The sequence below is a fragment of the Arthrobacter sp. NPDC090010 genome, assembly GCF_044748305.1.
GTDB lineage: Bacteria > Actinomycetota > Actinomycetes > Actinomycetales > Micrococcaceae > Arthrobacter_E.
In genome coordinates this window covers 357,215-371,119 of the sequence record NZ_JBIVFT010000002.1, presented here as the reverse complement: position 1 = coordinate 371,119, position 13,905 = coordinate 357,215, and the positions used below count along the sequence as shown (strand labels likewise).

The 13,905-nt window shown below is 65.5% G+C and carries 10 protein-coding genes; 5 read left to right on the top strand and 5 right to left on the bottom strand.

The features are described from left to right. Window positions 1-137: 137 nt before the first annotated feature. The gene (locus tag ACIPXZ_RS04550) at window positions 138-935 is read right to left on the bottom strand and encodes an ArsR/SmtB family transcription factor (protein ID WP_400590941.1); all 798 of its coding nucleotides are present in this window, start codon (window positions 933-935) and stop codon (window positions 138-140) included. Window positions 936-1,000: 65 nt separating this feature from the next. On the opposite strand from ACIPXZ_RS04550, the gene ACIPXZ_RS04545 reads away from it, so the two are divergent. Next, window positions 1,001-2,341, top strand: coding sequence for an MFS transporter (locus tag ACIPXZ_RS04545; protein WP_400590940.1), 1,341 nt, complete (start codon window positions 1,001-1,003; stop codon window positions 2,339-2,341). A gap of 44 nt (window positions 2,342-2,385) precedes the next feature. Here ACIPXZ_RS04545 and ACIPXZ_RS04540 read toward each other — a convergent pair whose 3' ends face one another. From ACIPXZ_RS04540 to ACIPXZ_RS04530, 3 genes are all read right to left on the bottom strand, one after another. After that, the gene (locus tag ACIPXZ_RS04540; protein ID WP_400590939.1) at window positions 2,386-3,351 is read right to left on the bottom strand and encodes a DMT family transporter; all 966 of its coding nucleotides are present in this window, start codon (window positions 3,349-3,351) and stop codon (window positions 2,386-2,388) included. Window positions 3,352-3,591: 240 nt separating this feature from the next. Beyond that, on the bottom strand, window positions 3,592-4,512 hold the full coding sequence (locus tag ACIPXZ_RS04535; RefSeq protein ID WP_400590938.1) for a hypothetical protein: 921 nt from the start codon (window positions 4,510-4,512) through the stop codon (window positions 3,592-3,594). A 165-nt stretch (window positions 4,513-4,677) separates the two neighbouring features. After that, the gene (locus ACIPXZ_RS04530) at window positions 4,678-5,607 is read right to left on the bottom strand and encodes a LysR family transcriptional regulator (protein ID WP_400590937.1); all 930 of its coding nucleotides are present in this window, start codon (window positions 5,605-5,607) and stop codon (window positions 4,678-4,680) included. A 121-nt stretch (window positions 5,608-5,728) separates the two neighbouring features. On the opposite strand from ACIPXZ_RS04530, the gene ACIPXZ_RS04525 reads away from it, so the two are divergent. From ACIPXZ_RS04525 to ACIPXZ_RS04510, 4 genes are read left to right on the top strand one after another with little or no spacing between them, the layout of a single operon-like run. Continuing rightward, the gene (locus ACIPXZ_RS04525) at window positions 5,729-7,033 is read left to right on the top strand and encodes an SRPBCC family protein (protein ID WP_400590936.1); all 1,305 of its coding nucleotides are present in this window, start codon (window positions 5,729-5,731) and stop codon (window positions 7,031-7,033) included. Next, on the top strand, window positions 7,030-8,424 hold the full coding sequence (locus ACIPXZ_RS04520) for a flavin reductase family protein (protein ID WP_400590935.1): 1,395 nt from the start codon (window positions 7,030-7,032) through the stop codon (window positions 8,422-8,424). The genes ACIPXZ_RS04525 and ACIPXZ_RS04520 overlap by 4 nt, the downstream gene beginning before the upstream one ends. Window positions 8,425-8,478: 54 nt before the next feature. Next, on the top strand, window positions 8,479-9,402 hold the full coding sequence (gene purU / locus ACIPXZ_RS04515) for a formyltetrahydrofolate deformylase (protein WP_400590934.1): 924 nt from the start codon (window positions 8,479-8,481) through the stop codon (window positions 9,400-9,402). 24 nt (window positions 9,403-9,426) lie between these two features. Further along, window positions 9,427-11,934 (top strand): FAD-dependent oxidoreductase, encoded by a 2,508-nt coding sequence (locus ACIPXZ_RS04510; protein ID WP_400590933.1) that lies wholly within the window; start codon window positions 9,427-9,429, stop codon window positions 11,932-11,934. Between the two features lie 283 nt (window positions 11,935-12,217). Here ACIPXZ_RS04510 and ACIPXZ_RS04505 read toward each other — a convergent pair whose 3' ends face one another. Continuing rightward, window positions 12,218-13,891: an APC family permease gene (locus tag ACIPXZ_RS04505; protein ID WP_400590932.1), complete on the bottom strand. Its 1,674-nt coding sequence runs from the start codon at window positions 13,889-13,891 to the stop codon at window positions 12,218-12,220. Window positions 13,892-13,905: the final 14 nt, after the last annotated feature.

Here is a 13,905-nt window from a genome sequence, read left to right as displayed (position 1 = left end):
GTTCATCCAAAGCAGCGTGATCGACCTCGCGTTGATTTATTTGACTGTTAGTCAAATAATGGTCGGGAGATCCGGAGACGATCCAGCAGACCTTCGCGGCGATCGCTCCGGACGGGAAGGCCGGCGGTCCGGGGACATCATTGGGGGCGTTCCCGGGCCGCTTCCTTCTCTGCCTGAGGGGAGTGCAGGGAGCCAGAGAGCAGAGCGTCAAGGCCCGCGCTGCCCTCCGTTGTGATCTCGACACTGCGGGGGACCGTCCCGCGGAAGGCCCACCCGAGATCGAACAGGCGCGATGCGATGGCGGTGCCCAACGGGCCGGCCAGGTGATGCGCCTGTTCGGTCCAGTCGACGCAATAGCGCAGTGGGGGTGTGGCGGTGAGGTGTTCGGCCGCGATGCCCCAATCGGACAGTGCAGTGATCCCGTTATCCGTGAGCCGGTAGTGGTTCCCCTTACCGGGTGCGGAGAGCCGGTCACCGTCGCGCTCCGGACGGTACAGACCGTCGTCTCCCTCGACCCAGTCCGCGGCGATCATCCGGCGGAACAGTGCCACGCCGGCCTGCCCGGCGAGATGGCGGTAGCAGGTCCTGCCGGAACGTAGGGCGTGCATCCTGGTGTGCACGCGCAGGGAGGTGATCGGTTCCCGGGGCGCCAGCCTGGCCAGAGCTTCGAGGACGCCCTCGACTTCCTGGGTGGCGAGCCGGTAGTAGCGGCTGCGTCCCTGCTGCTCCACCGTCACGAGCCTGCGGTTCAGAAGCATCGCGAGGTGATTGCTGACGGTGGAGGCTGATACTCCGGCCTCTTCGGCGAGCCTCCCGGCCGGGAGGGCCCGCCCATCGGAGAGGGCCATCAGTACGCGCGCCCGGCGCGGGTCCGCGAAGGCTGCGGCGACTGCGGCGATGTCCGGCTCACCGGCGTCGCCCGGATGGTTGTTCATACTCCGATGCTAGAAGGAGAACGTTTCGACGTCGGCTGAAATGTCCCGCCGCGAGAATCAGGGACATGACTGCGAACCGAACACGATGGCCACTGGCACTGGCCCTGTGCAGCGGATACTTTCTGGTTCTGCTCGATGTGACGGTGGTCAACGTCGCGCTTCCTCAGATCGATGGGGAACTGAGCGCGGGAAGTGCCGGCCTGGCCTGGGTGGTGGATGCCTATTCGGTGCCGTTGGCCGGCCTTCTGCTCGCCTCGGGTGCCATCGGCGACTTGGTGGGGCATCGGAAGGTGGTTCTCATCGGGTTCTTCGGCTTCGGGGTGGCTTCGGCGGCCTGCGCACTGGCACCGTCGATTGCCGTACTGATCGCCGCTCGTGCGGTTCAGGGGGTGGGTGCAGCCTTGATGCTCCCGGGCACTCTCGCTCTCCTGGTTCAGGATGCTCCAGGGGAGAAGGCAAGGGCCCGCCTTGTCGGCATCTGGGCGGCGATCGGCGGAGCCGCATTGCCCGCCGGTCCTGTGGTGGGTGGCCTGCTGGTCCAAGCGGCAGGCTGGCGTACGGTCTTCTTCCTGAGCGTCCCGGTCATCGGGCTGGCGCTTCTGCCTCTCCTCAGATCTCCGCGGCGGCGTACGACGTCGCGCTCGCGAGGGACGGTCGATTGGATCGGGGCGGTGTTGCTCGCCGTGGGTGTCAGCTGTGCCGTCACCGCGATCATCGGGGCTCCGTCCGGGATGCCCGCAGTTTTTCTGGGAATGGGCGCCGTGGTTGCCTTGAGCGGGTTCCTCGTGGTCGAGCATCACACGAAGCATCCGCTGCTCCCGGTGCCGTCGTCCGCGCGTGGCCCTCTGGGCCTTGCCTGTCTGGTCGCGGGCATCATGAATCTGTGCACGCTGGGTACCTTGTTCCTTCTGACCCAGGTGTTCCAGAGTGCGCTTCAGCTGAGTCCATTGGCCGCGGGCCTGCTGACGCTTCCGGCCATGGTTCCCTTGCCGTTCCTCGGGGCGCCTGCCGGAAGGCTCGGTGCGCACCTCGGGGTTTGGCGCACGAGCGGGCTGGGTCTCGGCCTCGCTGCGGCCGGGCTGCTGGCGATGGCTGTCACGGTCACCGGCACTGACCTGATGGGTTTGGTGATCTCACTACTGCTCTGGGGCTGCGGCTTGGGGTTCCTGACACCGGCGATCGTCGCGGCGGCGCTCCGTACGACGCCGGAGCTGCCCGGGCTGGCCTCGGGAGCGAGCAACACCAGCCGTCAGACTGGTGGCGCCCTGGGCATCGCACTCTTCGCCACGATCGCGGGAAGCGCCGATGGCCCGGACTTCCTGCAGCACGCTGTTCAGCTGATGCTGGGTTCGGCCGCGCTCTTCGCCGGGATCGGCGCCCTCTGTCTTCTGGGGAGGCGGGGCTGAACGGGCCAGGCGGGCTGAGCCGGGGCACGGGATGAATCCTGGACTCATCTGCGTTCCGGGTCCTCTGACACGCCCTTCGGCCCGATCCCGCGGACCGCTCCGATCATGGCGCCGGCGATGAAGCCTGCACCGAGCAGGCCTGAGGTGGTCAGGCGCTCGCCGAGAAACAGGCAGCCGATCAGTGCCGCCGCCAGTGGTTCGATCAGGGTGAGAAGCGCCGCCTGGGTGGCGGACACGGTCCGTAGGGCGTGGAAGTACAGCCAGTACGCCAGGACGGTCGGAACCACAGCCAATCCGAGCGCCGAGGCGACGCTCGTCGCATTGACGGTGAACGAGCCGGAATCTCCGGCCAGGACGGAAAACGGCACCAGCAGCAAACCTCCCACCGTGAAGCTGTAGCCGGTCTGCACCGCGGGTTCGATCCTGTCCGGTGAGTTCGCGATCACCAAAGTGGTGATGGCGAAGAACACGGCGGAAGCGAGCGCCGCGGCCCCTCCGAGAATGATCGTCAGGACGGTGATCCGCTCGCCGGGTGCCCCGAGCAGCAGCACAAGGCCGATACCTGCGGTCAGCATGGTGGCGGCCAGTTGCTTCGTCAGAGACCGCCGTCGTTGCAGCAGCTCGACGGCGACGACCGCTACCGGTGCGAATCCGATGGTGATCAGGGTGGCTATGCTGACGTTGGTCACGATGACCGCGAGGAAGTAGCTCGCCTGGAACAGCGCGGTGAGCAGGGCGATGAGGAAGATCCGTGTCCAGATCGTCCGTCCGCTGGGGAACGGCGACCGGGTCACACACAGCAGAAGCAGTACCAGCATGCCTCCGAGGAGAAGCCTGCAGCCCGCCACGCCGAGCGCTGAAAGATGCCCGTGCAGTGCGAGGAGGTGTCCCAGGGGGCCTCCGGTGCCCCAGAGGATTCCGGCGGTGACCATTGCTGGAAGGCCGACCGTGCCGGAGGAGTGTTGTGAGGTGAAATGGCGTGAAGCAGCGGAAAAACGGTGTTTCGACATGAGCGCACAGATCCTTTGAATGCGCCGTGGCACGAGAGCGTGCAGGCGTCGCCGAGTAACAGGGACTCGCGTGCTGCTCGTCTATCGAAACACCACGCGCCAGGAGATCCGGGCGCGCCAACCTCCGACTCGGTGAGCCGTCACCTTAGTCGAATAGGGATGGAATCGGGAGCGGTCATCCGCCCACGTGCGCCAGGATCAGGCGCGGGGCGGTGTGATGATTCGATGCATGGGCACACTCTAACAAGCGGCGGGATTCGGCGACCAGAACCGGGTCCCTGACGGCTGTTGCGCGGGAGGCTGCGGCATCGTGGTGGCCAGGACATCGCGGACCGATCGTCCGACGGCGATCCGGAAGCATGCGACGGCCGCATCATCCGCGAGGATCACCGTGAGCGGTCCGTGGGTTGTCCAGCGCGGTGGATCACCGGGCAGCCCCGCCAAGGGCTGCAGTTCAGGCGCAGGATGGGGCGCGAACCGGGGGAGCGGAGGGAGACCGTTCCGGATGCGCCACGTGGCGGCAACGGCTGCCACGAGCCAGCTCTCCGCGAAGTCAGCAGGCCGGAGCGAGGCGATAGGTGCCCCGCCGCCCCGGTAGACCAGCGTCATGGTGTCCGAACGCTGGACCGACCACGACTCCCCGAAGAGGGTGAAGCGGTACATCCGTCGGTTGTGCAGATCTCCGACACCGCCCAGGGAATGCAGCGCAGCGACGCATTCCGACGTGAGGAGACGTTCCGGGTTCTCCTGTTCCAGCCGTCGTTGTTCCTGTTCCCACGAGGCTTGGGCGATCGGCCGGTAGTCCCGTTCGAGGGCGTCCCAATCGGCTGGGGACCCTTCGGTCAGCCGTCGGTGCAGCCACCCAGGTTCGATGCCGGGAACATAGCGGAAGTGAATGCCGTGAGGGCCTCGTGCAGCGGTCACGTACTTGTCTTCGACGAGTAGTTGAACCCCGTGATCGAGGGACCACACCGCGATCGGCTCACCGTGCACGATGGCCGCCCAGGCCCAGCCTGCAAGCTGGATCTCCGGAGCCGCCTCGCCCAATAGGGCGCTGAGGGATGTGCCTTCCTCAACCCGAATCTCGCGGGCGTGAGAGCGCATGTCATCGCCCATGTGCACACTGTCCCGGTCGATGGTCACGGTGATCTGTTCACTCACCCGGACAATGCTAGAGCCACCGTGTTCGCTGCCCGATATTCAGTTGTCGAGTTCTGTACTTCGGGACCTGTTGAACGACCTCTGCTTAATGCTGGGGCGAGGAATTCATGAGAACGACGTGAAATTGCCTCGAGACGGCCGTAGCTGTCGCGTCCGGAAGGCCGGTCAGAGGTCGTCGTCGAGGCGGGCCGTGAGGATCTGGTGGGCACTGGCCTGAAGAATTCCGAGCGACTCCTGGATCAGAGGGGAGCCGATGCTGCCCCGTCGGACCACCGCGATGATGCGGCGCGACGGGCGCCCCTTGCCGGTGATGCGCAGCCGCACGACGTTTTCGGCGCCGCGGAGGGGCGCGAGCCTCGGCAGCAGGCCGACGCCGAGCCCTGCACCGACGAATGCGATCATGGTCTCCCACTCAGCCGCCTCATGGGCGATCCGCGGTGTCACGCCGACCGCCGTGAACGCCGCTGTGAAGAGCGAGTGGTAGGTGGAACCGGCAGCCTCCGTGATCCATGGCTCCGAGGCCAGCTCCTCCAGCGTGACGACCTCCCGCGATGCCAGAGGGTGGTCGGCAGGGATGATCACATCGAGCGGATCGTCGAGCAGGACCGTTTTCTCGAAGCGCTGCTCGTCTTCCCGAACCTCCGATTGCATGGCGATGATCACGGCCAGGTCGATGCGTTCCGCGACGAGGAGGTCGAAGCACCGGGCCGGCGCGGCCTCGAGAACCTGGACGTCCACCGAAGGACGGGTCGACCGCAGGGTCGCGGCGAGCGGGGCGAGGAGATGGGCGGCCGCTGTGGAGAAGCCCCCGAGCCCGAAATGGGCCTGCAGATGGTCTCCGGACTCCATGGCGGCGGCGCGCAGGCTCTCCCATTCGGAGATCAGTGCGTCCGATCCGGCCACGAGGAAGCGTCCCGTGGCGGTCAGCCGCAGGCCGCGGCCGTCCTTCGTCAGCAGCTGCATTCCGAGCACACGCTGAAGCTCCCGCAACTGGGCGGACACCGCCGATGGCGAGTACCCCGTGAGCTCCGCGGTCGCCCCGACGGTGCCACATTGGGCGAACACGCGAAGTGTGGTGAGCCTGACATCGATCATGCGCTTATTTTGCATGGATATCTTCAAAATCTCGCGCTTTTTCTGTGGCGATTGTGATCCTAATCTCATTGTGACAAGCCCGTCGCGTATCCCGCCCACCGTGCCTTCCGGGAGGAAACCCATGACCGCTCCAGCGAACGCCCCCATCAGCTCACGCGGACGACTCACCGCCGCGCTGCCTGTGGAGCAACTGGCGGAAATCTCCGCGTTGTTCGAGTTCCGGCGCACCGGATACTCTCTCGACGCCCCGTTCTACACGGATCCGACGCTCTTCAAGGTGGACATGGAGGCCATCTTCGGACAGCACTGGGTCTTCGCCGCGAGTGCCCCGGAGCTTCCGGAGCCGGGAGACTACGTGACGGTCGATTACGGCCCGTATTCGCTGATCGTGCTGCGGAACGACGACGGCGGGGTGAACGTCCTGCACAACGTCTGCCGTCATCGCGGCGCTCGTGTGCTCACCGAAGCCGGGGGAACGACCGGCAACCTGGTGTGCGGCTACCATTCCTGGACGTATTCGCCCGAGGGTAACCTGATCCACGCTTCGGCTCCGGGTGAGACGAAGTTCGACAAGAGCTGCTTCGGCCTCAAGCGCGCTCACGGCCGCGAGGTCGCCGGCCTCATCTTCGTGTGTCTGGCGGAGGAACCGCCGACGGACTTCGACGAGACGTCCAAGATCTTCGAGCCCTACCTGGCACCTCATGATTTGTCCAGGACCAGGATCGCCTACCAGCAGAACATCATTGAAGAAGGCAACTGGAAGCTCGTCATGGAGAACAACCGTGAGTGCTACCACTGCGATGGGCACCCGGAACTCGCGTGCTCCTTGTTTCCCACCTGGGGACTGACGGAAGGCCTCATTCCGGCCCATCTGGAAGACGTCTGGGATCGCAACAAGGAAGCCCAGAGTTCGCTTGAGCAGCGCTGCCGACGCTACGGCCTGCCATATGAGGTGATCGAGGAACTCGACACGCGCGTGGCCGGCATCCGCATTTCCCGGGAGGCCCTCGACGGCGAGGGCGAATCATTCTCGGCCGATGGGCGCCGTCTCTCCAAGAAGCTGCTCGGTGATCTGCCTGACTTCCGGCTGGGCCGTTGCTCGATGCACCTGCAGCCGAACTGCTGGTTCCATTTCATGGCGGATCACGTCATCACCTTCGCCGCTTTCCCCATCAACGAGCATCAGACTCTGGTCCGCACCACCTGGCTGGTGGCTGACGACGCCGTCGAGGGCATCGACTATGACCTGGACAAACTCACCTACACCTGGAAGCAGACCAACCTCCAGGACAAGGCCTTCGTGGAACTGTGCCAGCAGGGCGCCGGAAGCCCTGTCTACGAACCCGGTCCCTACATGAAGAGTGAGTATCAGGTGGAGGCCTTCATCAATTGGTACGTGCAGCGGGTGCAGGAGCACTTGGCATGACCGGACTGCTCACCCAGCCCGCGATCCGGGATCCCCAGCGCATCCGCGGTCTGGAGATGCCCTGGAACCGGGTGATGGGAAGCGCGGAGACTCCCGCCCGGGCCGCCCGGGCTTTGGGCCCCTGGCATCCGCAGGAATTCACGGCCGAATGCGTCGAAGTGATTTCCGAGGCGGGCGGCCTGATGACCTTCGTATTCCGCCGCGGCGACGGCGCCCCCTTGGCGTTCCGCGCCGGTCAATACGTGAACATCGCCTTCCCCGTGAACGGTGAGGACGAGGAACCGGTGGATCGCAGCTATTCACTGTCCAGTTCGCCCACTCAGCCATGGACCTTCAGCGTCTCCGTCAAGAGGGACGCCACGGGAGCCGTTTCGCCATGGATCCACCAGAACGTCAGGCCCGGCACCGTCCTGGACATGCTGGGACCCGTCGGTGCCTTCCACCTGCCCGACGCCGACCGTCGCGCACGGTACCTCCTGCTGGCGGCCGGTGCGGGCATCACCCCGATCATGTCCATGGTCCGGACCATCCACTCCCTGCCGGGGCACGCCGACGTCGTCGTCCTCTTCCACGGTTCCGAAGCAGAAGGCTTCGCCTTCCAACGGGAGCTGAACCACATCGCCTCCGTCGACTCGCGCATCCGGGTCCACTACTCCCTGGGAGACCGCGACACCTCCGGGGAATGGCAGGGCCTGCGTGGACGGCTGACAGCGGCGATGATCGATGAGGTGGCCCCGGACGCCAACGGCAGGCAGGTCTACGCCTGTGGACCCGAGGGGTATCTGAACACGGCCACCGAACTGCTGAGGAAGGTCGGTGTCGACGACACCTCCATCTACATGGAGTTCTTTTCCGGAAACCGGCAGACCCTCCTGGAGTACCAGCAGGAGATCGCGCTCGCTTCGGACCTTGCAGAGGAGATCGCTGAGGAGATCTCCGACTCGCCCGAGGACTACTTCGAAAGCCAGCCTGCCGCCTTCGGGCTCTACGAACCCGGGTACAACGGCGACGGCACTCTCGACGCTTCGGGGCTGCCTTTGGAGGCAGTGGCCACGGACGTGCCCGCTGTCGAGGTGGCCGCGGAGCCCGGAACGCCCGATCCCTCGACGTTCAACACCGTGGGCACCGGAAGCCTCACCCTGTCCTTCCTGCGCACCGGACTCAACGTCCGGATCGATCCCAGCGAACACATCCTCGAGGTGGCACAACGCGCGGGAGTCAGGATCGGCGCGAACTGCAAGGAGGGCATGTGCGGCTCGTGCAAGGTCGTCAAGCTCTCCGGAGAGGTGGACATGAACCATCAGGGCGGCATCCGGGCCAGGGAGATCGCGGCCGGCAAATTCCTGCCCTGCTGCTCCACGGCGGAGACCGATCTGGTCATCGACGCCTGACCTCTCCGTCACCCCTGTCGTCCCTCAGCACGTCTCAAGATCCAGGAGTAGATCGTGACCATTGTTCTTGAAAGCCGCCCCGCCGGAGGCGTCATCGCCGAAAATCCCGCCGCCTCAGGCAAGACCGGCACCGCACAGTACGTCCTGACCCTCGCTTGCCCGGAACGCCCCGGCATCGTCCGGGCCATCACCGCCTTCCTCGCCGACCACGGCTTCGACATCGTCGAGCACCAGCAGTTCGACGACCAGGTCAGCGGCAAACTGTTCCTCCGGACAGCCTTCACGCCCGGAGACGAAGAGGTCTCCGTGGAAGGACTCAGCGCCGAGTTCGCAACCGTGGCCGAGGAGTTCGGGATGGAGTTCATCATCCACGACGGCAAGCCCCAGCGTCTGCTGGTGATGGTGTCCAAATTCGGCCACTGCCTCAACGACCTCATCTTCCGGTGGCGCGCCGGCAGTCTGGGCGCGGAGATCGCCGTCGTGGTCTCCAACCACGAGGATCTGAGAGCGATGGCTGAGGCCGCGGGCCTGCCGTTCATCCACGTCCCGATCACCGCTGACACCAAGCCTCGGGCCGAAGCACGGCTGCTGGAACTGGTGGAGGAATACCAGGCCGACCTGGTGGTGCTGGCCCGCTACATGCAGGTCCTCTCGGACGGTCTGACCCGCACCCTCCGCGGACGCGCCATCAACATCCACCACTCGTTCCTTCCAGGGTTCAAGGGCGCCAAGCCCTATCACCAGGCCTATGACCGAGGGGTGAAGCTCATCGGAGCCACAGCCCACTACGTCACCGCTGACCTGGACGAGGGCCCGATCATCGAGCAGGAGGTCTTCCGGGTGGACCACAGCCTCGACGCGAACGCCCTGGCCACGGTCGGCCGGGACGCCGAGTCCCAGGCCCTGTCCCGGGCCGTGCAGTGGCACTGCCAGCACCGGGTCCTGCTGAACACCACCCGAACAGTCGTTTTCCGCTGACGCGAACCAGGAGATCACAAGAAGATGAGCACATCACCACGAGTCGTCATCATCGGCGCCGGCATCGTCGGCACCAACCTCGCGGACGAACTCTCCAGTCGCGGCTGGAACAATGTCACGGTCGTCGAGCAAGGACCACTGGAGCTGGCGGGCGGCTCGACCTCCCATGCGCCCGGCCTGGTGTTCCAGAACAACGGGTCCCGGACCATGACCCAGTTCGCCAGCTACACGGTGGAGAAGTTCCTGGGACTGAGCAAGGACGGCCAGTCCTGCTTCAACCAGGTCGGCGGGCTCGAACTGGCCACCACGCCCGAGCGGCTGAAGGACCTCCACCGCAAGATGGGCCTGATGACCTCCTGGGGTGTCGAGAGCCGGATCATCGACGCGGACGAGTGCGAGAAGCACTACCCGCTCCTCACCACCGGCGCGCTGAGCGAGGGGCGGAAGATCCTGGGTGGTCTGCTCATCCCGAGTGACGGGCTGGCGCTCGCCGCCCGCGCAGTGCAGCTGCTCATCGAACGCTCCACTGATCGGGGTGTCGAGTTCCGTGGCTCCACCACCGTCACGGGAATCTCCCGCGAGGGCGGCAAGGTCACGGGCGTGGAGACGGATGCCGGCCTGATCCCGGCGGACATCGTCGTCTCCTGCGCCGGGTTCTGGGGCCGTGAGCTGGGCAGGATGGTGGGGCTGGAGGTCCCGCTCCTGCCACTGGCCCACCAGTACGCGGTCACCACCCCGCTGGCCGAACTCGAGGGCGTCAACGAGCTTCCCAAGGGGGCCACCAAGCCGATCCTGCGCTACCAGGACAAGGACCTCTACTACCGCGAGTGGGGAGACCGCATCGGCATCGGCAGCTATGCCCACCGCCCCATGCCGGCGGACATGTCCGCGCTCCCGAAGGTCTCCGCCGAGGACATGTCGGATCACAGCATGCCGTCCCGGCTGGACTTCACCCTGGAAGACTTCCTTCCCGCCTGGGAGGACAGCCGAGAGTTGCTTCCGGCGCTGCGCGACGTGGAGATCGAGGACGGCTTCAACGGCATCTTCTCCTTCACGCCGGACGGCGGACCGCTGATCGGCGAGCACCCAGATCTGACCGGATTTTTCGTTGCGGAGGCCGTCTGGGTCACCCACTCGGCCGGCGTCGCCAAGGCTGTCGCGGAGCTCTTGATCGAAGGCCGCTCCCGCACGGATCTGCACGGGACCGAGCTGACCCGCTTTGAGAAGGTCCAGACCTCGGACGACTACGTCTCGGAGACCTCCCAGCAGAACTTCGTGGAGGTCTACGACATCCTTCACCCGCTGCAGCCCAGGGAGTCGCCGCGCGATCTCCGGGTGAGTCCGTTCCACGTCCGCCAGAAGGAATTGGGCGCCTTCTTCCTGGAGGCCTCCGCATGGGAGCGTCCGCACTGGTTCGAAGCCAACCACGCCCTGGTGGGGGAGCTCCCGGCCGAATGGCAGGCGCCGGAGCGTGAGTCATGGTCCGATATGTTCCACTCCGCCATCTCCGCCGCGGAAGCCTGGAAGACGCGCACCGCCGTCGCACTCTACGACATGACGCCGCTCAAGCGCCTGGAAGTGGTCGGTCCTGGGGCCGAAGCACTTCTGCATCGCCTGAGCACCGGCAACATCACCAAGAAGCCGGGGGCGGTCACCTACTGCCTGCTCCTGGAGCACGACGGCGGCATCCGCAGCGACGTGACGGTGGCCCGGCTCGAACAGGAGCGCTTCCAGCTCGGCGTCAACAGCAATGTCGACTTCGACTACCTGCGCGTCGAGGCGCGCAAGCAGTCGGCCGATGACCCATCGCAGTGGGCACACGTTTCCGACATCACCGGCAGCACCTGCTGCATCGGGCTCTGGGGCCCGCTGGCCCGCGAGGTGATCGGCAAGGTCAGCGGCGACGATCTGAGCAATGACGGCCTGAAGTACTTCCGGGCCAAGGAGATCTCCGTAGGCGGAATCCCGGTCACTGCGATGCGGCTGTCCTACGTCGGTGAGCTCGGTTGGGAGCTCTACACCAGTGCCGAATACGGCTTGAAGCTCTGGGACCTGCTCTTCGAGGCGGGCCAGGAGCACGGCATCATCGCTGCCGGCCGTGGTGCGTTCAACAGCCTCCGTCTGGAGAAGGGATACCGTCTCTGGGGCACGGACATGAACACCGAACACCACCCGTATCAGGCCGGCCTGGGCTTCTCCGTGGCCAAAGACAAGGTGGGCTTCATCGGCGCCGAGGCACTGCTCGAACGCAAGGAGCAGTCGGCGGAGAAGATGCTGCGCTGTCTCACGATCGACGACGGCCGTTCGGTGGTGCTCGGCAAGGAACCGGTGTACGTCGATGGCGAAGCCTCCGGCTACGTCACGAGCGCCGCCTACGGATTCTCGATCCACCGCCCGATCGCCTACGCCTGGCTGCCCACCGAAGTCGGAGTCGGAGACCGTGTCGAGATCGAGTACTTCGGCGAACGGATTCCCGCCACGGTGACGGCCGAACCACTCTACGATCCCAGCATGGAGCGTATCCGCGGCTGAGCCCGCGGACGGTGCAGCTCCGCCCCGGTCATGGACTCTCATGACCGGGGCGGAGCTTTGTGCTGTCCACGGGGCCGTCATAATCGACGGAATTCCCCGGTCTCGTGGGCTTTCTTGCGCTCTGGCAGCCGGGAAACAGCGTCGGGGAACGCAGGGCGGGGACCGGGGCCGAGACCGGGAGACAGTGTGGCGTGGAAAGGCCCGGCCGGTCGAAACCAGCCGGGCCTTTCCGGGAACGGGCCGCCGTGTGCGGACGCGAATGGACTAGTTCACCTCGGAGCGCCTACTTCACTTCGAGTTCGTAGGGACAGCGTGTGGAGGGAACACCGTTGAGCGCCGGTTCGCGGCGGTGATGCCGGTGGTGGACCGGACACGGCAGATATTGTCCCTCAGTCTCCTCAGCCGGGTCACGCGGTGCCACGGCGGCGTGTTCGGCAAGCACCCCGGTGTGATGACGGATCCTCAGACGGTACAGCAGGGAACCGATGACGATGACGCCGACGACGAAGATCACGCCGCCCCACTGGAAGTACCACTCGAACGGCGGGACGGAGTTGTAGATCTCCTGACGAGGCCACACCAGGTTGAGCGTCATCGCCGCACCCCACAGCACAGCCAGGATGTTCACGGGAAGCCCCCACTTGCCCAGGCTGAAGCCCACCTCCGTGCCGTCGTCTTTCAGAGGCCACTTCTTCAGGAACCGGCGGCGCAGCATCGGGGTGGTGACCAGCAGGTAGGACAGGTAGATCAGCACGATGCTGATGCTGGAGAGGATCGTGAAGATGGCCGGCTGAGTGATGTTCACCAGCAGCGGGATGATCGCCAGAACGCCGATGACGACCGCTGCGACGGTCGGGGTCTTGTGGGCCGGATTCACCTTGCTGAGCTGGCGGCTGAAGGGCAGGTTGTTGTCCCGGGCCATGGCGAACATCATGCGGATGGCAGCGGCGTGCACCGCCAGGGTGCAGACGACGACGGCCACGACGATGCAGACCAGGAAGGCCTTCCCGAATGGGCCGCCCAGCACGGAGAGGACGATGTGCTGCAGGCCGCCGTCTGCGGAGCCGAGCTTGGGGTCTTTCAGATCCGGGGCTGCGAGAATGCCGCCGAAGAGCAACAGACCGCCCAGCAGGAACGACGCCGTGACGGCCCGGATGATCGCTTTGGGTGCGGTCTTCTTGGGATCTTTGGTCTCTTCACCCAGGGAGGACGCCGTGTCGAATCCGTACATCACGTATCCGGAGGCCATGGCGGCGATGAGGAACACTCCGAAGAAGCCCAGGGGCTTCCCTTCGCCGAAGCCTCTGGTGTCCACCAGAACCTCAGGGCCGTTGTTGATGTGCCAGAACAGGGCTATGACCAGGAGTACCGCGGCGATGAGCTCGACGAAGACCCCGATGCTGTTGATCTTGGTCAGCAGCTTCACACCGAAGGCGTTGATCAGTGTGGAGATGGTGATCATGATGGTTGCCAGGATCACGCCGTTGATGGCGAAGTCGTAGGGTCCGGAGCCGTCGCCGATGAACTGGAATCCGCTCCACAACTGAGGCAGCGTGATCTGGAGGGCCAGGGCCACGGATCCGAGCGCCATGATCGAGGAGATCAGGAGCAGCCAGCCGGCCAGCCAGGACGGAGTACCGCTGCTGAGCCGCTTGGCCCAGTTGTAGACCGACCCGGCCACCGGATACCGGCCGGCGAGTTCGGCGAAGCAGAGAGCGACCATGAGCTGGCCGACGAAGACGATGGGCCAGGACCAGGCGTAGGCCGGTCCTGCCGTGGAGAAGCCGAAGTAGAAGAGCTGGAAGACGCCGGTGAGAATGGAGATGTAGCTGACTCCGGCGGCGAAACTGGCGAATTTCCCGATGCTGCGGTCGAGTGTCTGGGCGTAGCCGAACTCGTCCATTCCGCTGCTGTCGGCGGCCTTGCCAGGGCCGGTGGTGATGGGTGATTCTGACATCTGTGCTCCTAGCT